General features: G+C 59.7%; 21 protein-coding genes. 12 read left to right on the forward strand and 9 right to left on the reverse strand.

Features of this window, described 5'->3' with window-relative positions; translation table 11 throughout:
- Window positions 1–463: 463 nt before the first annotated feature.
- Both ACOQFT_RS13005 and ACOQFT_RS13010 read right to left on the reverse strand, forming a co-directional pair.
- Window positions 464–1,222, reverse strand: coding sequence for a DsbA family protein (locus ACOQFT_RS13005; RefSeq protein WP_421598330.1), 759 nt, complete (start codon window positions 1,220–1,222; stop codon window positions 464–466).
- On the reverse strand, window positions 1,219–2,601 hold the full coding sequence (locus ACOQFT_RS13010; RefSeq protein WP_421598331.1) for a M48 family metalloprotease: 1,383 nt from the start codon (window positions 2,599–2,601) through the stop codon (window positions 1,219–1,221). The genes ACOQFT_RS13005 and ACOQFT_RS13010 overlap by 4 nt, the downstream gene beginning before the upstream one ends.
- On the opposite strand from ACOQFT_RS13010, the gene ACOQFT_RS13015 reads away from it, so the two are divergent.
- The 7 genes from ACOQFT_RS13015 (at window position 2,600) to ACOQFT_RS13045 (ending at window position 11,862) form a co-directional block, all read left to right on the forward strand.
- A complete protein-coding gene (locus ACOQFT_RS13015) occupies window positions 2,600–3,763 on the forward strand; it encodes a pyridoxal phosphate-dependent aminotransferase (protein WP_421598332.1) in 1,164 nt (387 codons plus the stop codon). The two genes, ACOQFT_RS13010 and ACOQFT_RS13015, sit on opposite strands and share 2 nt — an antisense overlap.
- 66 nt (window positions 3,764–3,829) lie before the next feature.
- A complete protein-coding gene (locus tag ACOQFT_RS13020) occupies window positions 3,830–5,050 on the forward strand; it encodes an N-acetylmuramoyl-L-alanine amidase (RefSeq protein ID WP_170671885.1) in 1,221 nt (406 codons plus the stop codon).
- 95 nt (window positions 5,051–5,145) lie between these two features.
- On the forward strand, window positions 5,146–7,632 hold the full coding sequence (locus ACOQFT_RS13025; protein ID WP_421598333.1) for a penicillin-binding protein 1A: 2,487 nt from the start codon (window positions 5,146–5,148) through the stop codon (window positions 7,630–7,632).
- Window positions 7,633–7,722: 90 nt separating this feature from the next.
- Window positions 7,723–8,850, forward strand: coding sequence for a peptide chain release factor 2 (gene prfB, locus ACOQFT_RS13030; protein ID WP_421598334.1), 1,128 nt, complete (start codon window positions 7,723–7,725; stop codon window positions 8,848–8,850).
- Window positions 8,851–8,874: 24 nt separating this feature from the next.
- Entirely contained in the window at window positions 8,875–9,558 is a 684-nt protein-coding gene (locus ACOQFT_RS13035; protein ID WP_421598335.1) for a M50 family metallopeptidase, read from the forward strand.
- Between the two features lie 96 nt (window positions 9,559–9,654).
- Window positions 9,655–11,049, forward strand: a complete 1,395-nt coding sequence (locus ACOQFT_RS13040) for an amidase (RefSeq protein WP_421598336.1) — start codon at window positions 9,655–9,657, stop codon at window positions 11,047–11,049.
- Between the two features lie 30 nt (window positions 11,050–11,079).
- Window positions 11,080–11,862: a DUF2189 domain-containing protein gene (locus tag ACOQFT_RS13045; RefSeq protein ID WP_421598337.1), complete on the forward strand. Its 783-nt coding sequence runs from the start codon at window positions 11,080–11,082 to the stop codon at window positions 11,860–11,862.
- Window position 11,863: 1 nt separating this feature from the next.
- Here the strand turns inward: ACOQFT_RS13045 and ACOQFT_RS13050 are convergent, their stop codons facing one another.
- From ACOQFT_RS13050 to ACOQFT_RS13060, 3 genes are all read right to left on the reverse strand, one after another.
- Window positions 11,864–12,616 (reverse strand): helix-turn-helix domain-containing protein, encoded by a 753-nt coding sequence (locus ACOQFT_RS13050; RefSeq protein WP_421598338.1) that lies wholly within the window; start codon window positions 12,614–12,616, stop codon window positions 11,864–11,866.
- A gap of 282 nt (window positions 12,617–12,898) precedes the next feature.
- Entirely contained in the window at window positions 12,899–13,459 is a 561-nt protein-coding gene (gene ilvN, locus ACOQFT_RS13055; RefSeq protein ID WP_421598339.1) for an acetolactate synthase small subunit, read from the reverse strand.
- A 541-nt stretch (window positions 13,460–14,000) separates the two neighbouring features.
- Complete coding sequence (locus tag ACOQFT_RS13060; RefSeq protein WP_421598340.1) at window positions 14,001–15,752, reverse strand: acetolactate synthase 3 large subunit; 1,752 nt, start codon at window positions 15,750–15,752, stop codon at window positions 14,001–14,003.
- Between the two features lie 423 nt (window positions 15,753–16,175).
- On the opposite strand from ACOQFT_RS13060, the gene ACOQFT_RS13065 reads away from it, so the two are divergent.
- Complete coding sequence (locus tag ACOQFT_RS13065; protein WP_421598341.1) at window positions 16,176–17,021, forward strand: HalD/BesD family halogenase; 846 nt, start codon at window positions 16,176–16,178, stop codon at window positions 17,019–17,021.
- Window positions 17,022–17,066: 45 nt separating this feature from the next.
- The gene (locus ACOQFT_RS13070) at window positions 17,067–17,450 is read left to right on the forward strand and encodes a bleomycin resistance protein (RefSeq protein WP_421598342.1); all 384 of its coding nucleotides are present in this window, start codon (window positions 17,067–17,069) and stop codon (window positions 17,448–17,450) included.
- Window positions 17,451–17,531: 81 nt separating this feature from the next.
- Here the strand turns inward: ACOQFT_RS13070 and ACOQFT_RS13075 are convergent, their stop codons facing one another.
- Together ACOQFT_RS13075 and ACOQFT_RS13080 are read right to left on the reverse strand one after the other, a co-directional pair.
- A complete protein-coding gene (locus ACOQFT_RS13075; RefSeq protein WP_421598343.1) occupies window positions 17,532–18,170 on the reverse strand; it encodes a response regulator in 639 nt (212 codons plus the stop codon).
- A complete protein-coding gene (locus tag ACOQFT_RS13080) occupies window positions 18,167–19,600 on the reverse strand; it encodes a cache domain-containing protein (protein WP_421598344.1) in 1,434 nt (477 codons plus the stop codon). The genes ACOQFT_RS13075 and ACOQFT_RS13080 overlap by 4 nt, the downstream gene beginning before the upstream one ends.
- A gap of 248 nt (window positions 19,601–19,848) precedes the next feature.
- Here ACOQFT_RS13080 and ACOQFT_RS13085 point away from each other — a divergent pair, with 248 nt between their 5' ends.
- From ACOQFT_RS13085 to ACOQFT_RS13095, 3 genes are all read left to right on the forward strand, one after another.
- Complete coding sequence (locus tag ACOQFT_RS13085) at window positions 19,849–20,931, forward strand: TRAP transporter substrate-binding protein (RefSeq protein WP_421598345.1); 1,083 nt, start codon at window positions 19,849–19,851, stop codon at window positions 20,929–20,931.
- A 121-nt stretch (window positions 20,932–21,052) separates the two neighbouring features.
- Window positions 21,053–21,979, forward strand: coding sequence for a TRAP transporter small permease subunit (locus tag ACOQFT_RS13090; RefSeq protein WP_421598346.1), 927 nt, complete (start codon window positions 21,053–21,055; stop codon window positions 21,977–21,979).
- A 17-nt stretch (window positions 21,980–21,996) separates the two neighbouring features.
- Window positions 21,997–24,351, forward strand: coding sequence for a TRAP transporter large permease (locus ACOQFT_RS13095; protein WP_421598347.1), 2,355 nt, complete (start codon window positions 21,997–21,999; stop codon window positions 24,349–24,351).
- A 133-nt stretch (window positions 24,352–24,484) separates the two neighbouring features.
- Here ACOQFT_RS13095 and ACOQFT_RS13100 read toward each other — a convergent pair whose 3' ends face one another.
- Window positions 24,485–24,874, reverse strand: a complete 390-nt coding sequence (locus ACOQFT_RS13100) for a VOC family protein (RefSeq protein ID WP_421598348.1) — start codon at window positions 24,872–24,874, stop codon at window positions 24,485–24,487.
- Between the two features lie 5 nt (window positions 24,875–24,879).
- Window positions 24,880–25,704 carry an arginyltransferase gene (locus ACOQFT_RS13105; RefSeq protein WP_421598349.1) on the reverse strand — a complete coding sequence of 275 codons (825 nt, stop codon included), beginning with the start codon at window positions 25,702–25,704 and terminating at the stop codon, window positions 24,880–24,882.
- Window positions 25,705–25,749: the final 45 nt, after the last annotated feature.

Raw genomic sequence — 25,749 nt, forward strand, 5'->3', positions numbered from 1 at the left:
TTGTGAACTTGAAACTTAGGTGGCAGGCCGTTCGGAAAATGCGCTGATTACTGCTGATTACCGGGCGTTCGGTCATCCTGACTTGGGTGCCGAATTTGGAAAATACCGTTTGTCAGGGCATTGGCCCCATGCCTGTCAAACTCGCGCCTAAATCGCGGATCAAGAACACGCTATAGTTGATTGGAGACTTTTGTGAATTCATTGAAACGCCGCCTTTTACCGTCAACAACGCAGGCTGGTCTTTTTGGCGCTACTGACGTTCCTCGTGGAGCTTAATCCCAGATATGGATGACGAAAGGATTCTATCCGGCATCCCGTTCCAACCGGTATTTGGGCTGGTTGGTGCGGCGCTTCAGGCTGTGTCTGGGTGACAGCTTTGGATTTTTGAGACGAATACGTTCTCAGGACCGATCAACTGTCTGGGCTGTGAGCGGGGAAGGGGCGGTCAAACCGCCCCAATCCATCAGCTCTGATCTGCGCGCACACCGTCGGCGATCTGCTGCATCTGTGCGGCGGGAAGAAAACCGCGCAGCATTTCGGTGCCCAGCACAAAGGATGGCGTGCCAGAGATTTTCATCCGTTGCGCCAGCGCGCGGGTTTGTGCGATTTCCTCGGTGACCTGATCGCTGTCCATCGCCGCGATGATTGCGTCACTGTCCAGCCCAAGCCCGTCCGAGATGCGGCGCAGGGTGACCTCGGTCGGTTCTCCGCTGAATTCCAGCAGCGCGTCATGGACCTGTTTATAGGCATCGTCACCGGCGACGTGTTTCGTGGCAACGGCAAAGCGCGCGGACATGACCGAAGCGTCGCCCAGAATCGGCAGTTCTTTGATCACCAGGCGGATATTGCCGTCTTCGGCCAGCAGGCTGGCCACTTCGGGCACGGCCCGGCGGCAGTAGCCACAGCGATAGTCCATGAACTCGACCAGGGTGATGTCGCCGTCGGGATTGCCGCCGACCCAGCTGTAACCGTCATTGAACAGCTCATCGGCGTTGGTCTGAACCAGATCCTTGTCGGCGGCCGCTTCGGCAACGGCGTTGCGCTGTTCAAGGACGTCGATCGCCTCGATGATCACCTCGGGGTTTTCCAGCAGATATTCGCGCACCTGTTTGCCAAACTCGGCCTTTTCGGCGTCGCTGAGCGCGTTCAGGTCCAGCGCCTGTGCCGGGCCGGTGATCAGGGAAAGCCCCAGAAGGGCGGGTGCTGCATGTCTGAGGATCATTTCCGTTTCCTTTTTGATTTCGTAGCGCGTTCCGAGGCAATCAGCACATCCTGTGCCCGTTGCCAACCCGGTGACCCTTCGGGCAACTGCCTGACGGCGCGTTTTGCGTGGATGCCTGCATCGGCCAATCGGCCCTGCAAGGCATATCTTTCTGCGGTCACGGCCGAGGCCATGCCGTTGTTGCCGACCTTCGCGTACGCGACCCCGAGGTCTTGCATCAGGCGGGCGTTTCGAGAGTCCCTCTGCCTTGCTTTTTCAAGGGCTTGCAGGGCGTTCTTCGTCTGGCCCTGCGCCAACATGGCCCGTCCGTAACCGGCAAGGACCAAGGCGTTGTTCGGGGCCATGTCGACGGCCTGGCCATAGGCGGCAACCGCCTCTTGCACCTGCCGGTTTTCCAGCAGGATCTGGCCTTTGAGCTCGTAATAAAATGGGTCGTTCGGACGCATGGCCAGTGCCGCGTCAATTGCCGCGCGAGCCCGCGCCAGATCGCGGTTTTGGTGATGGGCTGCGGCCTCGCGCATCAGCCGGATATCCTGCGCGCTTTCTTCCTTTGCGCGGCGCAGGGTCCAGCCTGGCGACCGCAGGAACGCCGACAATTTGCCTTTGACGCGGGCGAACCAGTAGTCGGCATTCGGGTTCGGCGGCGCATTGTCCCCGAATTGTTCCATAAACGCCTCGGCAGCACGCAGGCGTTCCCGACTGGTGGGGTGCGAGCGCATATATGGGTCCTGATTGATCGTGCTCAGCAATTCCTGACCCGCGAATTTGCGATGCAGCGCCACCATGCCGCTGGGCGAGATACCGGCCCATCTGAGATAACTGGCGGCGCTTTGGTCCGCCGAGGATTCCTCGGCCCGCGTATGCCCCAGAAAGCCGCGCAGCGCGGCGCTTTGGGTGCCCGCAGCAATGCCCGCGGCGGCCTCACCGCCGCCCGCTGCTGCTGCGATCAGGGCAAGGGCGGTGCCCAAGCCCGCATTTCGATTTGCGGCGCGCAGGTTTTCCACCCTTCTGGCCAAATGGCCATTGGCGATATGGGCGGCCTCATGGGCGATGACGGCCTGCAGCATCTCGGGGCTTTCAACAGTCAGAATCAGTCCGTAATTCACGTAGATCGCGCCATAGTCGATCACGAAGGCGTTGAACGTGCTGTCGTTGACCACCAGTATCCGGACCCGGTTGGTGTTCAATCCAGCTGCGCGCAGGACGGGAAAGGCCAGTTCGCGCAGCCCGTATTCGATATCTGGGTCCCGGATCAGGCTTTGCGCGGTTGACGGCACAGCACTTGCCATCCATGTCGCTGCAACCAGCAACAGGGCCGGGATTGACGCCACCCTGGATAAGCGTTCAAAAGCCATGGCTGCAACATGGGAGATGGGCATGAGAAACTCAACCCGATCCGGGGTCGATCCCTTCATCGTGATGGACGTGATGGAGGCCGCGCGCAAGGCAGAAGAGGCCGGGCGCCACATCATCCATATGGAGGTCGGCCAGCCCGGAACCGGTGCGCCCAAGGGGGCAACTGACGCGCTGGCCAAGGCGATGGAGCAAGCCCCGCTGGGCTACACGGTCGCTCTGGGCTTGCCGGCGCTGCGGCAACGGATCGCACGGCTGTATGGCGAGTGGTACAATGTCGATCTGAGCCCCGATCGCGTGGTGATCACGCCGGGATCGTCGGGCGGGTTTCTGCTGACCTTCACGGCGCTGTTCGACAGTGGGGACCGTGTTGGCATCGGCGCGCCGGGATATCCGTCTTACCGGCAGATCCTCAAGGCGCTGGGTCTGGCGCCGGTCGATCTGCCCACCGCGCCGGAAAACCGCCTGCAGCCGGTGCCGGGGGATTTTGCCGGGCTGAACCTGCAGGGGCTGATGGTGGCCTCGCCCGCCAACCCTACCGGCACCATGCTGAATCACGCCGCGATGGGGGCGTTGATCGAGGCCGCGCACGGGCAGGGCGCCTCATTCATCAGCGATGAGATTTATCACGGTCTTGAATATGAGGCCAAAGCCGTCACCGCGCTGGAACTGACGGATGAGTGCTATGTGATCAACTCTTTCTCCAAGTATTTTTCGATGACCGGCTGGCGCGTCGGTTGGATGGTTGCCCCCGAGGATCAGGTGCGCGTTGTCGAGCGGATTGCCCAGAACATGTTCATCTGCGCGCCTCACGCCAGTCAGGTGGCCGCACTGGCGGCGATGGATTGCGAAGAGGAATTGCAGGGGAACTTGGACGTCTACCGCCGCAACCGCGCGCTGATGCTGGACGGGCTGCCCAAGGCCGGGTTCACCAATATCGCACCGCCTGACGGGGCCTTTTACGTCTATGCGGATGTGTCCGACCTGACCGATGACAGCCGCGCCTTTGCGACCGAAATACTGGACAAGGCCGGGGTTGCCGTCACGCCGGGGCTGGATTTTGACCCCGCGCGCGGGCATCACACGCTGCGGTTTTCCTATGCGCGATCTTCGGCAGATATCGAAGAGGGCCTGCTAAGGCTGCGTCGCTTCATGGCCGAACGCGGTGCGATCACCGAACAGGCCTAGGGCGTTCACAAAATCACATCGGTCGGCTAGGCTGGCGGTCAAACGATCTCGGGAAAACTTGAGGCCATGAGCAGGATTTTCTACGCCATAGCGCTGATCTGGGCGCTGACCGGTGCTGCGTACGCGCATGATTTCAGCGCGCTTGCCCGCATCGTACCGGACCAAAGCCGCATCACCGATGACGGGCGTGCCGGTGTTCGGGTTGACCTTGGTCTCAGCCAGGGGGTGCCGTACCGGGTATTCACTCTGCGCGATCCCTACCGCATGGTGCTGGATTTTCAGGAAGTTGACTGGACCGGGCTGGATGCCGATACCTTCTTGCAAACCGACCGGATCAGCGGCGTTCAGTTCGGAGCCTATGTTCCGGGCTGGTCGCGCATGGTGCTGGAGCTTGGCGCGCCGCTGGCCGTCGATACGTCGGAACTGAGGGTGGATGAAGTCACGGGGACGGCGCATTTGTCATTGAACCTGCGTGGTACCGATTTCGACAGTTTTACCGCCGGTGCCGGTGCGCCACGCCAGCCAGGCTGGGACTTGCCAGAGCCCGCCGTGACACCGGCCAAGCCGGGCCGTGATGGTACGCGTCCCTTGCTGGTTATGCTGGACCCCGGTCATGGCGGGATCGACCCCGGGGCCGAGGCCGGGGGCACGGATGAGAAAACCCTGATGCTGACCTTCGCGCGCGAGTTGCGGGAAACGCTTTTGCGGGCAGGGGGGTATCAGGTGGTGTTGACGCGCGTGGATGACCATTTCGTCAGTCTGGAACGCCGCATTGCGTTGGCGCATCGGGCCGGGGCGGATGTGTTCATATCGCTGCACGCGGACATCCTGTCGGAAGGGCGGGCGCACGGGGCTGCGGTTTACACGCTGTCCGACGATGCCTCGGACGTGGCCAGCCATAAACTGGCCGAACGACACGATAGGGGCGACCTGATCTCGGGCGTGGACCTCAGCGGTGCGGACGATCAGGTGGCCGACGTCCTGTTGGACATCGCCCGGCAGGAAACCCGGCCGCGCACCGATGCGCTGGCGCGGGCTTTGGCCGACGGAATGACCCAGCAGGGCGGTCCGATGAACCGCCGACCAAACCGCACCGCGTCGTTTTCTGTGCTCAAGGCTGCGGACATTCCCTCGGTCCTGGTCGAGCTTGGATTTCTGTCCAGCCCCAGAGACCTGAAAAACATCCAAAATCCCGAATGGCGCAAGGGCATGGCGCTTGGTATTCTGAACGGGTTGGAGCAATGGCGTCAGGACGATCTGGTCAAACGGTCCCTGATTGGCCAGTGACCCTGCGGCACAAACCGGCTAATATTGGCCATCGTGTTTTGACCCGGCGCCGGCGCATCCCTATATAGGCGGCAGCGCGAGTAAAAGGCAGCAACGTGATCCGTTTCATTCTTTCCGTTTTCGGGGCGATCTTCAGCCTCGTTACCTTGGGTATTTTCATGGCCGCGCTGGTGATTGGCGCGGTGTTCTGGATGTATGGCCGCGACCTGCCCAGCCATGAGTCGCTGGCCCAATACAAACCGCCGACGATCAGCCGGATTTACTCGGGTGAGGGCCAACTGATCGACGAATTCGCGCAAGAACGCCGTCTGTTCACCCCGTCCGAGGAAATCCCCGATCTGGTGAAACAGGCGTTTATCTCGGCCGAGGACAAGAATTTCTATAGCCATCAGGGCTATGACCCGCGCGGGATCATTGCCGCCGGGGTCGAGGCGGTGAAGTCCAAGGGTGAAAACGTCCGTGGCGCGTCCACGATCACGCAGCAGGTGATGAAGAACTTCCTGCTGTCCGGTGACCGCCGCGCCGAACGTAAGATCAAAGAGATCATCCTCGCCACACGGCTTGAGGATACGCTGGACAAGGAACAGATCCTCGAACTCTACATGAACGAGATCTTTCTGGGTCAGAACTCTTATGGTGTGACGGCCGCCGCCCAGACTTATTTCAACAAGACCCTGCAGGAACTGGCCCCGCATGAGGCCGCGACGCTGGCCGCGATGCCCAAGGCGCCGTCGGATTATCATCCGGTGCGGCAAAAGGAACGCCTGTTGAACCGCCGTAACTATGTGCTGCGGGAAATGCGGCAGAACGGCTATATCGATCAGGCGACCTATGACGTCGAGGTCGAGATGCCGCTGCGCTCGGTCCAGAACGGCGACTTTGAAAGCTTCCGCACCGCGCTGCCGCCGCGTGACTATTTCACCGACGAAATCCGTCGCCAGCTGAGCGAGGATTTCGGTGAAGGTGAGTTCTTTACTGGCGGCTTCACCGTCCGCGCCTCGGTTGATGAGGAAATGCAGGTCGAGGCCGCCAAGGCGCTGCGTACGGCCTTGCAGAAGTACGACCGTTCGCGCGGCAAATGGCGCGGCACGGGCGAGGTGATCCCCGAGGAAAAACTGGCTGACGAAACCCAGTGGCGCGATGCGCTGTCGATCATGGAGATTCCGCGCGACGTGGTGCTGCCGACGCAGTGGTATCCGGCGGTGGTTCTGAACGTGGCCGACCAGTCGCTGACCGTGGGCATTGAGAATGGCCCGGCAGATGGTGTCATCCCGCGGTCCGACATCAAATGGATGCAGGGTGATTTCGCGGCCAATTTCAAACGCGGCGATGTCATTCTGGTGATGGCCGGGGAAGAGGGCCAATGGTCCGCCCGTCAGGTGCCCGAAGTGCAGGGCGGCTTTGTCGCAATGGACGTGAACTCGGGCCGAGTTCTGGCGATGCAGGGCGGATTCTCGTATCAGGACTCGGTGTTCAACCGCGCCACGCAGGCACAGCGGCAGCCGGGTTCGAGCTTTAAGCCCTTCGTCTACGCCGCCGCGCTGGACAGTGGCTATAGCCCCGCAACCATCGTTGTGGACGCGCCGATCGAGGTGAACACGCCGCAAGGCCTGTGGCGTCCGAAAAACTCGACCAACAAGTTCTACGGCCCGACGCCGCTGCGCACGGGGATCGAGCAATCGCGGAACCTGATGACCATCCGTCTGGCGCAAGAGGTCACGATGCCCGTTGTGGCGGGCTACGCGGAACGGTTCGGTGTTTATGACCGGATGGGCGCATTCCTTGCGAACTCGCTGGGGTCCGAGGAGACGACGCTGTATAAGATGGTCGCCGCCTACGCGATGTTCGCCAATGGCGGGGAACGGGTCGAACCCACTCTAGTTGACCGTATTCAGGACCGGTTCGGCAAGACGATCTACCGTCACGACGACCGCCAGTGTCTGGACTGTAACTCGGCCTGGCTGGAGCCGGATGAATCGCCGACCATCGAGACCAACCGCTCTCAGGTCATGGATGCAATCACGGCGTATCAGCTGACCTCGATGATGAAGGGCGTGGTTGATCGGGGTACGGCGTCCCGTGTCGTAAACCTGCCGGTGCCGACCGCAGGCAAGACCGGCACGACCAACGAATCCAAGGATGCGTGGTTCATCGGCTTCACTTCGAACATCGTGGCCGGCTGCTATATCGGCTATGACCGCCCGCGCCCGATGGGGCGGGGGGCCTATGGCGGCACCTTGTGTGGCCCGGTGTTTCAGAGCTTCATGGAAAAAGCCGTTGAGAAATATGGTGGCGGCCCGTTTGAAGTGCCCGAGGGCGGCCACTTCATCAAGATCGACCGCTTTAGCGGCGCGCGCCTGCCTGCGGATGCGACCGGTGATTATGTGGTTGCCGAGTACTTCCGCGATGGCGTCGATGGCTTTATCGACCGCGTCTATGACGGTGGTTTCGCCATGGGATCGGACCTGCCGCTGTTCGAGGAAGCCAGCTCGGGCCGTCAGGTCACAACGTCGACGGGCAACACCGTCACCGTTGGGCCCAATGCCAGCCAGGGCGATCTGTCAACCGGCGGCCTTTACTGACCACACAGACGTTTCGGGTCGCCGCTGTCTTGTGGTGGCCTGAACCTCTTGCTATCACGCACACCTGATTGAGAAAGTTGGGACAAGACCATGCGCGCTGAAACCCAGAATACCGTGGTGGAAATCGAAAAGTCGCTGGAGCTGCTGGCGCAGCGTATGGACTATGAAACCGCGCCTCATCGCCTTGAGGAATTTAACGCGCGCGTCGAGGACCCCAACCTGTGGGACAACCCCGAGAACGCGCAGAAACTGATGCGCGAGCGCCAGATGTTGGTCGATGCCATCGAGACCTATGAATCCATAAAGACCGATCTGAACGACAATATCGAATTGATCGAACTGGGTGAGATGGAAGAGGACCAAGAGGTCATTACCGACGCCGAAGACGCCATCAAAAAGCTGAAATCCAAGGCCGCCAAGAAAGAGCTTGAGGCGCTGTTGGATGGCGAGGCGGACGGGAATGACACCTTTCTCGAGATCAACTCGGGCGCCGGCGGGACGGAAAGCTGCGATTGGGCCTCGATGCTGGCGCGGATGTATGTGCGTTGGGCCGAGAAAAAGGGCTATACGGTTGAGCTGCAGTCCGAAACCGCGGGCGAAGAGGCGGGGATCAAATCCGCCGCCTACAAGATTTCTGGTCATAACGCCTATGGCTGGCTGAAATCCGAAAGCGGCGTGCATCGGCTGGTGCGAATCTCGCCCTATGACTCGGCGGCCAAGCGGCATACCTCGTTCAGCTCGGTCTGGGTCTATCCGGTGGTGGACGACAATATCGAGATCGAGGTCAACCCGTCCGAAATCCGCATCGATACATACCGGTCTTCGGGTGCGGGCGGTCAGCACGTGAACACCACGGACTCGGCGGTGCGGATCACGCACATTCCGACTGGCATCGTGGTGACCTCGTCCGAGAAGTCGCAGCACCAGAACCGCGACATTGCGATGAAAGCGCTGAAGTCCCGCCTGTACCAGCAGGAGCTGGACCGTCGCAATGCCGACATCAACGCGGCGCATGAAGCCAAGGGCGATGCGGGCTGGGGCAACCAGATCCGGTCATACGTGTTGCAGCCCTATCAGATGGTCAAGGACCTGCGGACGAACTTTGAAACCTCGGACACCAAAGGGGTGCTGGACGGTGACCTGGACGGGTTCATGGCGGCAACGCTGGCGTTGAACGTGGCGGGCAAAAGCCGGTCCGAGGCGCAGGGCGAAGGCTAACTGCAAACCTACGGGATACTCGTGATGAGCATGATCAAAGGCCACTGGCAACTGATCGTGATTGTCACGCTGGTCTTTGCACTCTGGCATACTCCGGTTGTGCTTCCGCTGAAGATCCTTGTCGTTTTCCTGCACGAACTTTCGCACGCGATCGTGGTTGTTGTGACTGGCGGGTCGGTGGAAAGCTTCACCATCTCTCCGCGACAGGGTGGGCTTGTAACTGCCCGAGGAGGCAATCGCTTTCTAAGCCTGTCAGCGGGCTACCTCGGATCATTGGCGCTTGGCATGGGGCTCTTGTTCATTGCCCTGCGTACGCATTGGGATCGGGCCATGCTGGGCGGCTTTGGCGCGGTCATGCTGTTGGTGACCCTGCTTTACATCCGCGAGCCCTTTGCGATGCTGTTCTGCGGTGTTGTCGGTGCCGGGATGCTCGCCATGGCGTGGTATCTGAGCCGACCGATTTGCGATCTGTTCCTGCGGATCATGGGACTGACCAGCATGATCTATGTTCCTTATGATATTTTCGACGACACGATCCGCCGCTCGGGCATACGTTCGGACGCGTATATGTTGGCCGAGGAATTTGGCGGCACCACCATGCTGTGGGGTGGTGTTTGGCTTATCCTCAGCTTCTTGTCGATCTTTCTGTGCCTGAAGTATTTTCTTGGGCACGACAGCAACCTGAGATTTGGTCAATCATCCAGTTGATCGTCGGAGAACATTGTCAAAAGATGTATTCAATCTGTGGGTTTAAATAGAGAAGTGCCCCGGCTAGGTTGATCCCCGAGGAGGGACGAGCCGGGGATGGATCTGAGCCAGACAACTGCAATGGACCTATTGAACGCAATTGCCGCGGGGCGGTTGTCGGCGGTTGAGGTGATGCAGGCGACATTGGAGCGGATTGCCACTGTCAACGGGTCGGCAAATGCCATTGTGGCCTTGCGCGACCCGGATGATCTTCTGGCCGAGGCACGTGCATTGGATACCGGGCCAAACCGGGGGCCGCTGCATGGGCTGCCGATTGCGGTCAAGGATCTGGTCAATGTAGCCGGGATCGTTTCGTCTCAGGGCTCACCGATATTCAAGGATCATGTGCCGCAGAAGGATGACCTGATTGCCGCGCGGATGCGGGCGGCGGGGGCGGTCCTGATTGGCAAGACCAATGTGCCGGAATTTGGGTTGGGCTCTCATACCTTCAACCAGGTTTATGGGGCGACGCGCAACCCCTATAACTCGGCGCGGACCTGTGGTGGGTCGTCAGGCGGTGCGGCTGTTGCGCTGGCGACCGGTATGGTGGCATTGGCGGACGGGTCCGACATGATGGGCAGTCTGCGCAACCCGGCCGCTTGGAACAATGTCTACGGGTTCCGGCCCAGCTGGGGTCGGGTGCCGTCCGAGCCTGCGGGCGACGGGTATCTGCATCAGCTCTCGACGCTTGGCCCGATGGCGCGCTGCCCCGAGGATCTGGGGCTGTTGCTGGATGTGATCTCGGGACCGGATCCGCGGCAGCCTTATTGGGATGCCAGCCCGTCAGCGTCGCCGGTTGAGGCCTGCGATATGCGGGGCCTTCGGATTGGTTGGCTGGATGACTGGGGCGGGGCCTATCCGTTTCAGCACGGAATTCGCGAATTGTGTCGCAACGCGCTGGATGTGTTTTCGCAACTTGGGGCCAAGGTCACCCCCGTTGTGCCCCCCTTTGTAGCTGAGCGGATTTGGAACAGTTGGTCGACGCTGCGCGCGTGGAGCGTGGCTGCCGGTCTTGCTGAGCTGTCGGAACAACGGGCGGCGTTGAAGGATACCGCACAGTGGGAATTGGATCGGGGACAGGCCCTGACTGCGATGCAGGTGCATAGGGCCAGCGAAACGCGATCAGAATGGTTCCGGTGTGCGGCTGAACTGTTTCAGGACTATGACGCACTGATTTTGCCCTCGGCACAGGTTTGGCCGTTCCAGATTGAAACGCCGTACCCGACGGACATCGCCGGGACTGAAATGGATACCTATCACCGATGGATGGAGGTTATGGTGCCGGTCAGCCTGATCGGCCTGCCATGCCTGTCAGTGCCTGTAGGGTTCGGGGCCGAGGGGCTGCCGATGGGGATGCAGGTCTTTGGCCCGCGGGGATCGGACGCCCGTATCTTGTCAATCGGTGCGGCCTATCATGCCGCTACCAGATGGCCACAAAAACGACCGGCCTGATTTCAGGGCCGGCAAGGGAGGAGAAACATAATGGACAAACCTTTCGGCGTTCCCGACATGGGGCCGGTGAACACAGAAATGCTGCGCGAAGCGCTGCGCAGGGCCTGGGTCGATTTCCGGCGTGCGCCGGTCTTTGGTTTGATGTTCGCCGCTTTCTATGTACTGGCCGGATGGGCGATCGCCTGGGTGACTGTACACACGGGGACCTCGTATTGGCTGGTGCTGGCGGCGATCGGATTTCCTCTGCTGGGGCCTTTCGCTGCGGTCGGAATGTATGAGGTGTCACACCGATTGGAGCAGGGCGAGCCTCTGGATTTCAGCGCGATCTTCGGCGTTGTTCTACAGCAGGGGCGGCGTCAGTTGCCCTCGATCTGCGCGATCATTGTGGTGATGTTCCTGTTCTGGTTCTTTCTGGGGCATATGATTTTTGCCCTGTTTATGGGCCTGTCGACGATGACCAATGTCTCGACGTCGCTGGAAGTGTATTTCACGGCAAACGGGCTGACGATGCTGGCCGTGGGAACCGCCGTGGGCGCGGTGTTTGCAACAATCCTGTATATGATCACCGTGCTTTCAATCCCGATGTTGCTGGACCGCGAGCTGGATTTCGTGACCGCCATGATCGCCAGCTTCAGCTATGTGCGGGACAATTTGGGCGTGATGCTGGTCTGGGGTGCGTGCGTCGCTGTCCTGACCTTTGTGGCGATGATCCCGTGGTTTCTGGGCTTGCTGGTCGTGTTGCCTTTGTTGGGGCACGCAAGCTGGCATCTCTACCGGTTGATCACGCAGGCATCGGTCGAAGGGCAGGGATAGCTCAACCGGCGGCCTGCCGTGCCGGTTGTTCCGAGCGGCGCGCAGTGCGCGCCGCCGCCAGTATCGCCGAGGGGTTTTCGCCGAGGTGGCGCAGCAGAATCCGGCGCATAGTTGTTGCGCTGGCATTGGTTTTTGACAGGCAGATTGCAACTCCGCGCCAGCGATCCGCGTTTTCGTCCGATCCGCGCGTTACCAGATAAATCCGGCTGTTTTGTGATTCCCGGCTGGACATCAGAATATAAATCTGACGGCCAGCGCAGGCCGCGATCCCCTGAACCTCGCGGTCGTCCGGGGCAGCTTCCGGCATTCCGGGGCGCGGCTCATACCCGCGCACCAGCGTGCATTGCGGAAGGCGGCGCGCGTGAAACAACCTGTGCCGCGAAGGTTGCGTTTCATCCAACTCGGTTTCGGTGGCATAGTAAAACCCCGCCGGAAACAAGGTCTCGGTCAGAGTTGCGGGGCCCGAGCCCAGAAAATCGGTCAGGGCCGAGGCCGCAGGATGCGACGGTGCGCGGTCGATCTCATCCAGGGGTCGCAGCAGAATACGGGCATCGACTTCGAAAAAACGGCAGATACGATCCAACACATCCGGGCGGGGAAAGCTCTCGCCGCCCAGGTATCGGTTGAATTGCGTGCGGTTGATGCCCAGCTGCCGGCAAAGTTCGGATACTGACGTGTATTGCCGCGCAAGAAGCCTGAGATTGGCACCGAACATTCGGCGCAGTTCGTCCGGGTTACGGATGTAATCGGTCATAGGTGTATCAGGTTCCTGCGACTTGTTTCGATATACGTAACATGATCGACCAAGAGGTCGGCTCAACGTCGAAATCGTACAGATGACACGAACGGGCGCATCCCAACACCGCGTCTAAATCCGAGGCTAACGTTCAATGCTGCAAACGCAATAGGCTTTATCCTGTTTTGCGTGATCTTTTTGGGCTGTATTGCACCGGGGACGGTGAAGGCGGCCAAATTCGGCGGGCAAACCGGAGTTTCCCCACCCGTGCCGAACGCGTCGACAGGGTGGGGGCAGTACTTACTCGCCGCGCAGCAGGGCCGCAACGCCAGTGCGGGCCACTTCGACCTGGCCCAGCGGGCGCATCAAATCGGCAAAAGCGTCGATCTTGTCCGGTGCGCCGGTGATTTCGAAGATGAAAGAGTTCAACGTGCTGTCGACCACATTGGCGCGGAAAATATCGGCCAGACGCAGCGCTTCGACCCGTTTGTCGCCCGCACCGACAACCTTTATAATGGCCAGCTCGCGTTCAACGGCGGGGCCTTCGACGGTCAGGTCGTGGACCTCGTGCACCGGGACAATTCGACCAAGCTGAGCCTTGATCTGCTCGATCACCTGCGGGGTGCCGGTGGTGACGATGGTAATGCGGCTGAGGTGGCCAGTATGGTCCACCTCGGCCACGGTCAGGCTTTCGATGTTATAGCCACGGCCCGAGAACAACCCGATCACACGGGCCAGAACGCCCGGCTCATTCTCGACCAGAACGGCGATGGTGTGGCGTTCCTGAACGTCCGAAAAGGTGGGGCGTAGGTTATAGGCCGAATGGCGGCTGGCGCCTTTTTTGATATGTAGGGCAGACATGATTATTTCTTCCTGTAAACATACTGCAATTTTGACGGATCGCGTTTTGCGTCGATCATGAGTTGTTCCGCAGAGTACTCGCGTTTATTCGGTATGAGGAACGGCACTTTCGATGCGGCCAACCCGAATGGATCGCCTTTCAGAGATGCCGTAAGATCCTGATTATATACGAGATCAGGATAGCATTCCCATTTTCCCCCTCTAGCACCTGTGACGGAATTTCGAGAAGTCGAAGGATACTGCCAGCAAATCTCATGCCCGCTAAATCCGTGCGGTCGAACTTCCCAATTCGCGGGAACCGGTGCCGTATTCCCCGGGAACCAAAGAAAGCTGCGCCCATCCGGCCGGTGGTACTCGATTTGTGTTCCGTACCACGGGTTATAGGTCACCCTCGTTCGGCCCGAAAAGACTGTTCTCGAAGCCTCCAGAGTGGGTTCGGCATCCGGGTCAGCTTGCAGGCTTTGGGAACTGGGGCCAAAGCAACCGGTGATTAGGGTCGCGCCAATCAGTGCCATGCCGATTTTTGCGAAACGGATTGTCCTCATACCAGAACCGACCCTTTGGAATCGATTACGCCCTGCGTTTCGGCTTCACCCAGCAGCATCTCGTTATGTGCCTTGCCCGACGGAATCATGGGGAAGCAGTTTTCGTGCTTTTCAACCAGACAGTCAAAGATCACCGGACCGTCATAGTTGATCATCTCCATGATCGCGTCATCCAGATCGGCAGGGTCCGAGCACAGGATACCCTTGGCCCCAAACGCCTCGGCAAGTTTGACGAAATCGGGCAGGGCCTCGGACCAGGAATGCGAATACCGCTCGCCATGCAGCAATTCCTGCCATTGGCGGACCATCCCCAGACGTTCGTTGTTCAGGATGAACTGTTTCACCGGCAGGCGATACTGAACCGCGGTGCCCATTTCTTGCATGTTCATCAGCCACGAGGCCTCACCGGCGACGTTGATCACCAGCGCATCCGGATGCGCCATCTGCACGCCGATCGATGCCGGGGTGCCATAGCCCATCGTGCCCAGACCGCCAGACGTCATCCATCGATTGGGGTCTTCGAAACTCAGATACTGCGCGGCCCACATTTGATGCTGGCCAACCTCGGTGGTGATGTAGCGATCATGCTTTTTCGTCAGCTCTTCAAGACGTTGCAGCGCGTATTGCGGTTTGATCGTCTTTTCGCTGTTGGTGTAGGCCAGACAATTGACCTTGCGCCACTCGGCAATCTTCTCCTGCCATTTTGCAACCGCGGCTGCATTTGTTTTGCGACCGCGGGCTTTCCAGACCTTAAGAATATCCTCAAGCACATGGGCCACGTCGCCGACAATCGGGATGTCCACGCGGATCACTTTGTTGATCGACGATGGGTCGATATCGATATGCGCCTTCTTCGACTTAGGCGAGAACGCATCGATCCGCCCGGTGATCCGGTCGTCGAACCGCGCACCGATATTGATCATCAGGTCGCAGTCATGCATCGCCAGATTGGCCTCGTAAAGACCATGCATCCCCAACATGCCCAGCCAGTTTTCGCCCGAGGCTGGGTATGCACCCAGACCCATCAGGGTCGAGGTGATCGGGAAGCCGGTTGCATCGACCAGTTCGCGCAGCAGTTGGCTGGCTGCGGGGCCCGAGTTGATGACGCCGCCGCCGGTGTAGAAAACGGGCTTTTTCGCCGTCTCGATTGCAGCGACCAGCTCGGTGATCTCTTCCAGATCACCCTTCAGAACCGGTTGATAGTGCGAGGTCGACGGTTTGGGCGGCGCGTATTCACCCGAGGCGAACTGAACGTCCTTGGGAATGTCGATCAGCACCGGACCGGGGCGGCCCGAGGTGGCGACGTGGAATGCCTCGTGCAACGTGTCAGCCAGCGAATCCGTGTCTTTTACCAGCCAGTTATGCTTGGTGCAGGGGCGGGTGATGCCCACGGTGTCGGCTTCCTGAAATGCGTCCGAGCCGATCATGAAGGTCGGGACCTGTCCGGTCAAAACCACGATCGGGATCGAATCCAGCAACGCATCTGTCAAGCCGGTCACCGCATTGGTGGCACCGGGGCCAGACGTCACCAATGCAACGCCGGGCTTGCCGGTCGACCGGGCATAACCTTCGGCCGCGTGGATCGCACCCTGTTCATGCCGCACCAGAATGTGACGGATGTCATTTTGCAGAAAGATCTCATCATAGATGGGTAGCACGGCGCCACCGGGGTATCCGAATACCGTGTCCACGCCCTGATCCTTGAGGGCCTGAACCACCATCTTTGCGCCGGTCATCTCACGTGTCATCTGCTTTGCTCCGTTCGCGACATGTGTCTTGCGTGTTGCCAAAAAAAAGCCCCCGAGATTTTCGGAGGCGCATGGGTTCGAATATGGTTTACCGTTACCGGCCCATGCGCGTGGTTCCTACGATTACGACTAGCGTTTTCATCGCCAGAGGCTCCTTTTTTGCGTGCAGGGACATTATGAGCGGTGCGACGGGGCGTCAACAGGCAATCGTACCAATTTTGTGACCCGAATGGCGGATTTTGCGACATTTTATTGCGCAGATTGCCGCAGGCGGGGAATTTCCGCCAATTGCGACCTGCCTGAAGAGTGAGAATCTGAATTTGAACTAGTCAGTTTGCGTCAAGGCGATGTCTTAAACTGACATGAGGGCCTCTGGCGGCTGCGGCACGCTGATCCTAACGATTGTGTTTAGGGAGGCGGTTCATGTTGGCGGATTTGGTTGATCTTGGTCGGTATCCCATCGATTGCCCGGGCTCGCGCGCATACGGCCAGATGATTTCGGATCTGCGGCGGGACCTGGATGAGGACGGGTGCGCGGTATTGCCGGGGTTTGTCCATGAGGCAGGGCTTGAGGCGCTGGTCGGGGAGGCCGACGCTGTCGCGCCGCGGGCGCACCGGTCTTTCAATCGCACAAACGCCTATTTCACCAAGGACGATCCGAGCTTTGGGATCGGCCACCCGATCCGCCGCTTTTACGACCGCTCGAACGCATTTGTTCCGGCCGACAACTTTCCGCGAACCGGCCCGTTGCGTCGTATCTATGAGTTTGAAGGCTTTATGCCGTTTATCCGTGACGCTCTGAACGAGAGCGAGGATCGTTTCTTTCGCTATGATGATCCGCTGGCCGATGTGATCGTCAACGTGGTGGAAGAGGGGCAGGGTTTTCCCTGGCATTTCGACACCAACAACTACACCGTGACGCTGGCTATCCAGAACGGTGAGACTGGTGGCACCTTTGAATATGTCCCGAACCTGAGAACCGCCGAGGATGAGAACTTCAAGGAAGTGGCGTCCGTTCTGGACGGGAACATGTCGCGGGTGCGGGAACTGGAATTGCAGCCGGGTGACCTGCAGATTTTCAAAGGGAGATATGCGCTGCACAGGGTGGCTCCGGTAGAGGGCGCACGCAGCCGTTACGTCGGGATTTTTTCGTTTGTCGAGGCCGAAGGGATGTGTGGCAGTGTTGAACGCACGCAGCAACTTTATGGGCGGGTGTTGCCGCGTCATCACGAACGGGAAGGGCAGAGAAAGGACCAGTTACTGGACTGAGATGTGTTAAGCTGTGGCCGTGTTATTCAGCGGCCGGAGGGAATGGTGCCTCAGATCTTGCAGCTTACGCCATTTGTTTTGTGTTCTTCTCTGCAGAAGCAGATTGATTTCTATTGTGACCGGTTGGGGTTTTCCTGCGGGTTCCGGCAGGATAACTACGCGTTCCTGTCTTTGGGTTCTGTGGCCATCCGGTTATTGGAATGCCCGCCGCGCGATGATGGCCGTCCGTTGGGAGACGATCAGTCATTTTATATCGATGTGGACGGGATCGACGCTTTGTATGAGAGCCTGCATCCGGGTTTGGCGGACCTGCCCGAGGGGCGTGTACGTCCGCCCTTCGACCAGCCCTACCAGCAGCGCGAGTTTCACGTCATCGACGAGGATGGCACGCTGGTGTTTTTCGGTCAGGACATCCGTCCGAGAGGGTAGGCCCTCCCGCCCGTTGTCGATGCGCCTGCGGCGCATCTCCGCCGGTTGGGCCGGGCAGCGCGTGCCGCGCTGCGGGCGCGCCTAGAAGCCGGGGCTGGTGCCTTGCAGTACCCCATGTTCCAGAGCGTAGCGGGTCAGGCCGGCGGTGGATGAAATCCCCAGTTTACGCTTGATGTTCTTGCGGTGGGTTTCCACCGTGCGCACCGAGATTTCCAGCGCCAGGGCGACCTCTTTGTTCGATTTGCCCTGTGCCAGTTCCAGCAGGATCGTCTGTTCACGGCCCGTAAGCGCTTCGCGTGCGCTGTCTTTCTTGGGTTCCAGCGATCCGCTCGCCCCGGTGCACAGGTATTGCTCGCCGCGCATCACCGCGTCGATGGCCTGTTTGATCTCATCCGTCGGGACGTCTTTCAGCACATATCCCTTAGCGCCGTGGCTGAGTGCGGTCGAGATGTATTCCGGGCTGTCATGCATCGACAGGATCAGAATACGGGTGTCGGGCAGGCGCTCGAGGATCATCTCGGTCGCGCTGAGGCCACCCAGACCGGGCATGTTCAGATCCATCAGGATGACATCGGGGCACAGATCGGCGGCCCGATCTACAGCCTCCTGACCGGTGCCGAGCGTGCCAACCACAGCGATTTCGGGATAGCTTTCCAGGATCGATTGAATCCCTTCGGCCACCATTGGGTGATCGTCTACGATCAGAACTCGGACTGTCATGTGCCGGCCTTTCGGTTCGGAGAGGACTCTTCCTGCGGCGGGAGCAGGTGGCTGAGCGGCAGGCTGACCTCGATCACGGTACCACCACGCGGTCCGCGTGATGACAGAATGCGCAGGGTTCCGTCAAGCTGTGCGATCCGTTCTTCCATATTGCGCAACCCGATCCCGCTGCTGGCCTGATCCTGCCCGCTGGGCAAACCCCGACCGTTGTCGGTGATGCGCATTGTTGCACCTTTTTTGTGGCCGCGCAGATCAATTGTAACACGCGTTGCGCCAGAGTGGCGTTCGATATTCGTCAGGGCCTCTTGCGCAATGCGGTAGAGGGCGATCTTGCTGTCCTGATCCAGCCGGTTTCGGAACACCACCGTCGTGAACTCGGTCTCGATCCCGGTGCGTTCGCGGAAATCGTCGGTCAGCGTTTTCAGGGCAGGGCCGAGTCCCAGATCGTCCAAGACGCCGGGGCGCAGGTCGCGGCTGATGCGGCGGACCTCGGTGATGGCGGTGCCGAGATGGTCGATGCCTTTATCCAAGGGCGCACGGGCACCGTCGTCGTCGCCCCGATCCAGCCGCCGTCGTGTATTGTCCAACGCGTAGCGTACACCGACGAGGATCTGGCTGATCCCGTCATGCAACTCGCGCGCCACGCGGCCTCGTTCTTCTTCCTGCGCGTCGAATACGCGCTGGGTCAGTTCCTTGAGTTTGGCATCCGCCAGCCGCCGTTCGCGGACATTCAGCAACATGCCCGAGGCAAAAACAATCAGCACTGCAGCAAGAACGATGCCGCCGATATACATGAATGTGCGCTGGACGCGGGCTTCGACCTCGGCGCGGGCATTGGCGACGGTTGCCACGATGTCGTCAATGAACACGCCGGTACCTACGGCCCATTGCCAGTCTTGCAGGCCGACCACATAGGCGATCATCTGCGCCTCTTCCCCGGTCGAGGGTTTCTGCCACATGAAGCTGTGCCACCCGGCCCCTTGCCGGGCGAGGCTGATGAACTCGTCCACAACCGGGGTGCCGTCACTGTCCGTCAGACCTTCCCAGTTGCGGTTGATGAACTGGGTCTGGCGCGGGCTGACCAGATTGTTGCCGTCATAGTCATAGACGAAAAAGAACCCGTCTTTTCCGTAGATCATCGCCGACAGGATTTGCGTCACGAGGTTTTTTGCAATCGCGTCATCCGGAGAAGCACGCCCGTAGATATAGGCAAACCCGTTCCGGGCCTGCGTGACATAGTTTTTCAACTCTTCTTTCTTGGCTTCGATCAGGCGGCGTTCCAGCGCCTGTATCTCGCGCTCAGCCGTGGCGCGGGATTCATGTGTCACCAGCACGGCGATGGCTGCCACCGCCACAACCAGCGGAATGGCAGCAACCAACGACAGTTTCTGGCCGTAGGTCAGCGAAATCAGGTTCCGATATCCCCTCATGGTCGAATCGATACGCAAGACTGCGGAGAATTGCAAAATCTTTGGACGTTCACATGCATGTGCAGCGCGAGAGGTGGGTTGCAAAAGGGATTTTCCACGGAAATGACCTGTCTCGCTTTCAAAAACCCAACCCTCTACGTAGTTGTTGGTATTCACATTCAATATCCGCTGTTTAAGCTGACGCGCACTGATAACGACTGCACCCGGATTCTGTCCGGGTTTTGAATATGTAGGGGAGGAACACTCATATGGATCGTCGTTCATTTTTGAAAACATCTGCTCTGGGCGGCTCGGCAGCTGCTGCCACCACGCTGGCAGCTCCGGCTTATGCACAGGGTAAGCGCACGCTGACCATGGTGACGTCGTGGGGTCGTGGTCTGGCTGGTGTTTTCGACAGCGCGCAACGCTGCGCTGACAGCATCACCGCGATGTCCGATGGCAACCTGACCGTTGAAATCAAAGCCGCCGGCGAACTGGTTGGCGCGTTTGAGGTTTTTGACGCCGTATCGTCGGGCCAGGCCGACATGTACCACGCGGCTGACTACTACTTTGTTGGTCAGCACCCGGGCTATGCCTTCTTCACCGCTGTTCCGTTCGGCATGACCGCGCAGGAAATGGTGAACTGGTACTATCAGGATGGCGGCATGGAGCTGCATGACGAACTGGGTCAGATCTTTGGTCTGAAGTCGTTCCTGGCCGGTAACACCGGTGCGCAGGCGGGCGGCTGGTACTCGAAAGAGATTAACAGCCCCGATGACTTCAACGGCCTAAAGTTCCGTATGCCGGGTCTGGGCGGTAAAGCGCTGGGTAAATTGGGCGCGTCGGTGCAGAACATTCCGGGATCGGAAGTGTATCAGGCGCTGTCCTCGGGCGCGATCGACGGCACCGAGTGGATCGGTCCGTGGGCCGACGAAAAGGCCGGTTTCCAGGAAATCACCAAGGTTTACTATACCGCCGGTTTCCACGAGCCGAATGCGGGTCTGTCGCTGGCAACCAACCGCGACGTGTTCGACAGCCTGACCCCCGCGCAGCAGAAGATCATCGAAATCGCAGCGGGCGAAGCGCATCAGTGGAACCTGGCGCAGTTTCTGGCCAACAATGGTGCCGCTCTGCAGCGTCTGCAGTCGGGTGGCGTCAAGGTCATGGAATTCCCGGACAGCGTCTGGGATGCGTTTGGTGCGGCCAGCCAGGAAGTGCTGGACGAGAACATGAGCGACGAGCTGTTCAAGAAAATCCACGACAGCGCAGTGGCGTCCTCGACGTCGTCGGCTGGCTGGCTGGACCTGTCGTCGGGTGTCTACACCACGCAGCGCAACCGCGTTCGCGGCTAATCGCAGAAACTATGCTAGACTGGTTTCCCCGCAATCGCGGGGAAACCTTTCCCGTTGCACAGGCGCGGTCCGGACAAAGCCGTAAATAACAGCAGTGCAACCGCTACGACCTGGGGACAACATGCAGGACGAAAACGGTATCTCGTTCTTCGGCGCCCTGTGGAACGGACTTGTATGGTTCGTTCAGAACATTGCCGAAGCCTTCTATAATTTCGGATACGCCATCTCGCATCCGCAACTCTGGCTGAACTGGTCGGACAAAGAATCGATCATGCGCTTTGTCTACTATGGCGGATCGGTCGAGTTCTTCTTTGTGGTATTCACCCTGTTTCTGGTTCTGACGGCCATCGGGCTGTATTACCGCAGTTTCATGTGGGGGATGGTGCGCGTCCTTGAAGGATTCGCCAACACGACCGGGCGCTTCTTTGCCTGGGCGGGCCTGCTGATGGTGATTCAGCAAATCGTTATCGTGTTCATGCAGCGGGTGTTTGCGCGGCCGGATATGTCTTTTGGTCTGGGCATTCCGTTCAGCCAGGACATCAGTTGGTATGCGGAGGAACTGAAACTCTATAATGCCATGGTCGTGTGCCTGTGCTGCACCTACACCTTCGTGCAGGGCGGTCATGTGCGGGTCGACCTGATCTATGCCGGGATCAGCCACCGGGCCAAGCGTGTAGTCGACATGCTGGGATCGTTGTTGTTCATGATGCCGATCGCCGTGCTGACATGGATGTATGGCTGGTACTTCATGTGGCGGCACCTGATCGTGCCAAAACCCTCGGCCAGTGATGCGCTGGATCGGTTGGTGATGAAATCGCGCGCCCTGCGCTGGAACGTGGAAACCATCGGGTTCAGCCCCAACGGGTTCAACGCCTATTTCCTGTTCAAAATCCTGCTGATCGCCTTTGCGGCCATGGTGTTCCTGCACGCGATTGCCTTCCTGTACCGGTCGTATCTGGAATATGTCGAAGGACCGGACAGCGTTGGAAAATACCTCGACAAGGACACCCTTGGTGAGGGCGAAGAAGCCTACGAAGGCGCACATTAAGGACGGAGACCAAGACAATGCTATTCGGACTTGATGGCGTCGAGATAGGCCTCATTATCGTATTCTTCTGCCTTTTCGGAGGCATCCTTTCCGGCTTTCCGGTGGCGTTTGCCATCGGTGGGGCCGGTATCATTTCGTTCGGGATCATCGCGGCGCTGGACAGTGCCGGGCTGCTGATCCACCAGGCGATTGATACCGGGTCACAAGCCTATCGGGATCTGGTCAATTCGGGGGTCAAACCTGACACCGTGTCCGTGTTCCGATACCCCGACTTACCGAGGATAGGTGAGCCGGTCTTTGTACAAGGCTGGGAAACCGCGCTGGACCGCAATGTTTCGTTCATCGTGAACCGTATCAACGAACGCGTTCTGGCCGGTCAATCCATCGAGACCCTGCTGGCCGTGCTGATGTTCGTGCTGATGGGCATTACGCTGGAACGCTCGAAGATCGCCAACGATCTGCTGACCACAATGGCGCGCGTCTTTGGCCCGTTGCCGGGCGGTCTGGCGGTGTCGATTGTGGTTGTTGGGGCATTTCTGGCGGCCTCTACGGGCATCGTGGGCGCGACAGTGGTGACCATGGGCTTGCTGGCGCTGCCGACCATGCTGCGCAACAACTACTCGCCGGAGCTGGCGACCGGTGTGATCGCGGCCTCGGGCACACTGGGGCAGATTATTCCGCCCTCGATCGTGATCGTTCTGCTGGGAACTTTGGCGGGGGATCTGTATTCCACCGCGCAGGAAACCCGTGCGGTTGACGCAGGGTGCACGGACGCGCTGACCTATCTGGGTGAGCCCGCAGTGGTCTCGGTCGGTACGCTGTTCCAGGCGGCGCTGCTGCCGGGGATCATGCTGGCCTTGCTCTATGCGCTTTACGCCTTTGGATATGCGCTGTTGAACCCGGAAAAGGCACCAGCGGTTGAGATGACGGGCGGAAGCGGTGAGCCGATCACCCGCGCCGAAGGTCTGACCTGGCTGCTGGGTGCGCCGGTTGCGCTGATTGTCGGCGTGGTCCTGCTGGGCAGTGCGGGTGTGATTGGCAGTCAGAACATCAATGTATCTGCCTTCTCGGATATCGGGGCTGGCGCCTCGTTGCGCACCAACGTGTCCGCGGAATGTCAGGCGTCGATGATCGAATTGCACGGTCAGTCCGCCTGGGATCAGGCCGTTGCCGAGCAAGAGGTGATTGACGAAGCGGGCGGTACGTCTGCAGCAACACGCCTAAGCGAAGAGGAACTCGCCGCCGCGCGGGATGCCAAGATTGCGGCGACTGCTCCGATCGGCAATGGAGTTGCGGTGATTGTGGTGCTGCTGGGCCTGACGCTGCTGATGGGCCGTGGTATTGCGCCGTCGAAATCACCGCAACCGCTGATCCTCGGGACCATTGGTCTGTTGTTGATGCTGCTGGTTGATTTGGTGCTGATCGCGCCGACAACCTCGTCCGGGGCCACATTCCTGTTGCTGGCTTTGCCGTTTGCACTGGCCATTTATGGGGCCAAGGAGGCGGCGATCCGATGTTCGACGAATGACCTGATCCGGGTGGTCTTTCCGCCGCTGGTTCTGATCATCGCGGTGCTTGGCTCGATCCTCGGCGGCGTCACTAACCCGACACCGGCGGCTGCGCTGGGGGCGGGCGGAGCGATCATGCTGGCGGCCTATCGCAAGCTGCAGGATCAGGAGCGCTCGGGTAAGGTGATCATCTGGTCTACCTTTGCGGTCATCATCTGTTTGGTGCTGGGTGTGAACTTCGACCTTCGCGTCAATCAGGGCAACGTCACGGCCGAGACCTGGATCGCCTTTGTTCTCGCCTATGCAGCGTATCTGTATGCGCTGTTCGGCCTGATCTACGCCTGCTGGGTCCTGTTCTCGAGCGGGGTTCTGACCCCTGTGGTGCGCGAGACGGCCAAGGTGACATCGATGGTCTTTACCATTCTGATCGGTTCGCAGCTGTTGAACCTTGTGGTGATCTCGTTCGGCGGTGAGCACTATATCCAGCAATTCCTCAAGAGTTTTGACAACGAGTTCACGGTCTTCCTGATCGTGATGCTGGTGCTGTTCTTCCTGGGCTTCGTGCTGGATTTTCTTGAGATCATCTACATCGTGATCCCCATCGTGGGCCCGGTGATCTATGGCGGATCGTTTGATCCGAAATGGGTGACGATCATGGTGGCGGTGAACCTGCAGACCTCGTTCCTGACGCCTCCGTTCGGCTTTGCGCTGTTCTACTTGCGGGGCGTCGCGCCGAAAGAGGTGACGACGGGGCATATTTACCGCGGCATCGTGCCCTTTGTAATCATTCAGGTGGTGGGGATCGCGATCCTGTGGTTCTTCCCGTCGATTGTGACCATTGTGCCGGATCTGATCCCGAATTGATGTATCGCTGTGATCCAATGGAAAAGGGGGCCGTTTGGCCCCCTTTGCTTTGGTGCCTTGGGGAAGGGGCCAGCCCCTTCTTGGCCTGGGGCCAATTCAACCCCGGGATATTTTTGGCCAGATGAAGAGCGGATCAGGTGAACTGGATCAGGTCCCAGCGATTGCCGAACGGGTCGCGCCACACAGCGACTGTGCCATAGGGTTCGTGTCTTGGGTCTTCTTCGAAATGGACCCCTCTGGTGCGCATTTCGCGGTGGTCGCGGTCGAAGTCATCGGTTTGCAGGAAGAAGCCGACGCGGCCTCCGGTCTGGTTGCCGACGGCGGCGATCTGGTTCGGGCCGTCAGCCCGGGCCAGCAACAGTGAGGCACCGGCTGAACCCGGAGGCGTCACCAGCACCCAACGTTTGCCGCCACCCAGATCAATGTCCTGTGTCAGGGTGAAGCTCAGTGTCCGGGTGTAGAACGCGATGGCGGCATCGTAATCCGGCACCACAAGGGTGACGGCAAAAAGGCTCTGGCGCATGGGAGTCAGCCCTTGGTCGGGTGGCGGTCGGGCAGTTGGATGCCCGCGACCTGTTCGGCGATCGGGGCCGTGGACAAGGGGTGATGGCTGGCATCCGCCAGTGCAGCCGGATTGTCGACGCGGTTCCAGTTGCCCTGCATGTAGGCCTCGAGGCCGGAAAAGCGCGCCTTGTACCCCATCTTGGGGCTGCCGGGCACCCAATAGCCGAGATAGACGTAAGGCAGCCCGGCCTCGCGCGCGATGTCGATGTGGTCGAGGATCATATAGGTGCCCAGAGAGTTTTGCGGCTGTTCCGGGTCATAGAAGGAATAGACCATGCTCAGCCCGTCATCCAGAACGTCGGTCAGGCTGACGGCGATCAGGTTTCCGGTTTCGGGGTCGGCGTATTCCACCACGCGGCTGCGGATCGGGGTTTCCTCGATCATCGCGGCGAATTCGAACACGTCCATGTCGGCCATGCCGCCATCGGCGTGGCGGGTATCCAGATAGCGGCGGAACAGCTCGTATTGTTCATCCGTTGCCCAGGGCGAATTTGCCCGGCGCCGCAGGTAGGCGTTGCGCTTGGCGGCGCGTTTCTGGCTTTTGCTGGGGCGAAAGGCCGAGACGTCGATGCGGGCCGACAAGCAGGCGGCACAATCGGTGCAGGACGGGCGGTAGAGTACGTTCTGCGACCGGCGAAACCCTTGTTGCGACAGGGAATTGTTCAGCTGATCGGCGCCTTCGCCCTGTAGGGCGGTGAACAGCTTACGCTCCATCCTGCCCTCAAGGTAGGGGCAGGGCTGGGGGGCCGTCACATAGAATTGCGGCGCGATTGGCAGCGTGTGTCGCATGAAGGTTCCGTGTTTCCTGAGATAGGATGATAACAACGGTTCCCT

The sequence above is a fragment of the Ruegeria sp. MALMAid1280 genome (assembly GCF_049195285.1).
Lineage (GTDB): Bacteria > Pseudomonadota > Alphaproteobacteria > Rhodobacterales > Rhodobacteraceae > Ruegeria.

What these genes read in the sequence shown, in the direction of transcription:
- ACOQFT_RS13005 (WP_421598330.1), bottom strand. Translation starts at nt 1,222, where the DNA reads ATGATCCTCAGACATGCAGCACCCGCCCTTCTGGGGCTTTCCCTGATC.
- ACOQFT_RS13015 (WP_421598332.1), top strand. Translation starts at nt 2,600, where the DNA reads ATGAGAAACTCAACCCGATCCGGGGTCGATCCCTTCATCGTGATGGAC.
- ACOQFT_RS13010 (WP_421598331.1), bottom strand. Translation starts at nt 2,601, where the DNA reads ATGCCCATCTCCCATGTTGCAGCCATGGCTTTTGAACGCTTATCCAGG.
- ACOQFT_RS13020 (WP_170671885.1), top strand. Translation starts at nt 3,830, where the DNA reads ATGAGCAGGATTTTCTACGCCATAGCGCTGATCTGGGCGCTGACCGGT.
- prfB (WP_421598334.1), top strand. Translation starts at nt 7,723, where the DNA reads ATGCGCGCTGAAACCCAGAATACCGTGGTGGAAATCGAAAAGTCGCTG.
- ACOQFT_RS13035 (WP_421598335.1), top strand. Translation starts at nt 8,875, where the DNA reads ATGAGCATGATCAAAGGCCACTGGCAACTGATCGTGATTGTCACGCTG.
- ACOQFT_RS13040 (WP_421598336.1), top strand. Translation starts at nt 9,655, where the DNA reads ATGGATCTGAGCCAGACAACTGCAATGGACCTATTGAACGCAATTGCC.
- ACOQFT_RS13045 (WP_421598337.1), top strand. Translation starts at nt 11,080, where the DNA reads ATGGACAAACCTTTCGGCGTTCCCGACATGGGGCCGGTGAACACAGAA.
- ACOQFT_RS13050 (WP_421598338.1), bottom strand. Translation starts at nt 12,616, where the DNA reads ATGACCGATTACATCCGTAACCCGGACGAACTGCGCCGAATGTTCGGT.
- ilvN (WP_421598339.1), bottom strand. Translation starts at nt 13,459, where the DNA reads ATGTCTGCCCTACATATCAAAAAAGGCGCCAGCCGCCATTCGGCCTAT.
- ACOQFT_RS13060 (WP_421598340.1), bottom strand. Translation starts at nt 15,752, where the DNA reads ATGACACGTGAGATGACCGGCGCAAAGATGGTGGTTCAGGCCCTCAAG.
- ACOQFT_RS13065 (WP_421598341.1), top strand. Translation starts at nt 16,176, where the DNA reads ATGTTGGCGGATTTGGTTGATCTTGGTCGGTATCCCATCGATTGCCCG.
- ACOQFT_RS13075 (WP_421598343.1), bottom strand. Translation starts at nt 18,170, where the DNA reads ATGACAGTCCGAGTTCTGATCGTAGACGATCACCCAATGGTGGCCGAA.
- ACOQFT_RS13080 (WP_421598344.1), bottom strand. Translation starts at nt 19,600, where the DNA reads ATGAGGGGATATCGGAACCTGATTTCGCTGACCTACGGCCAGAAACTG.
- ACOQFT_RS13085 (WP_421598345.1), top strand. Translation starts at nt 19,849, where the DNA reads ATGGATCGTCGTTCATTTTTGAAAACATCTGCTCTGGGCGGCTCGGCA.
- ACOQFT_RS13090 (WP_421598346.1), top strand. Translation starts at nt 21,053, where the DNA reads ATGCAGGACGAAAACGGTATCTCGTTCTTCGGCGCCCTGTGGAACGGA.
- ACOQFT_RS13095 (WP_421598347.1), top strand. Translation starts at nt 21,997, where the DNA reads ATGCTATTCGGACTTGATGGCGTCGAGATAGGCCTCATTATCGTATTC.
- ACOQFT_RS13100 (WP_421598348.1), bottom strand. Translation starts at nt 24,874, where the DNA reads ATGCGCCAGAGCCTTTTTGCCGTCACCCTTGTGGTGCCGGATTACGAT.
- ACOQFT_RS13105 (WP_421598349.1), bottom strand. Translation starts at nt 25,704, where the DNA reads ATGCGACACACGCTGCCAATCGCGCCGCAATTCTATGTGACGGCCCCC.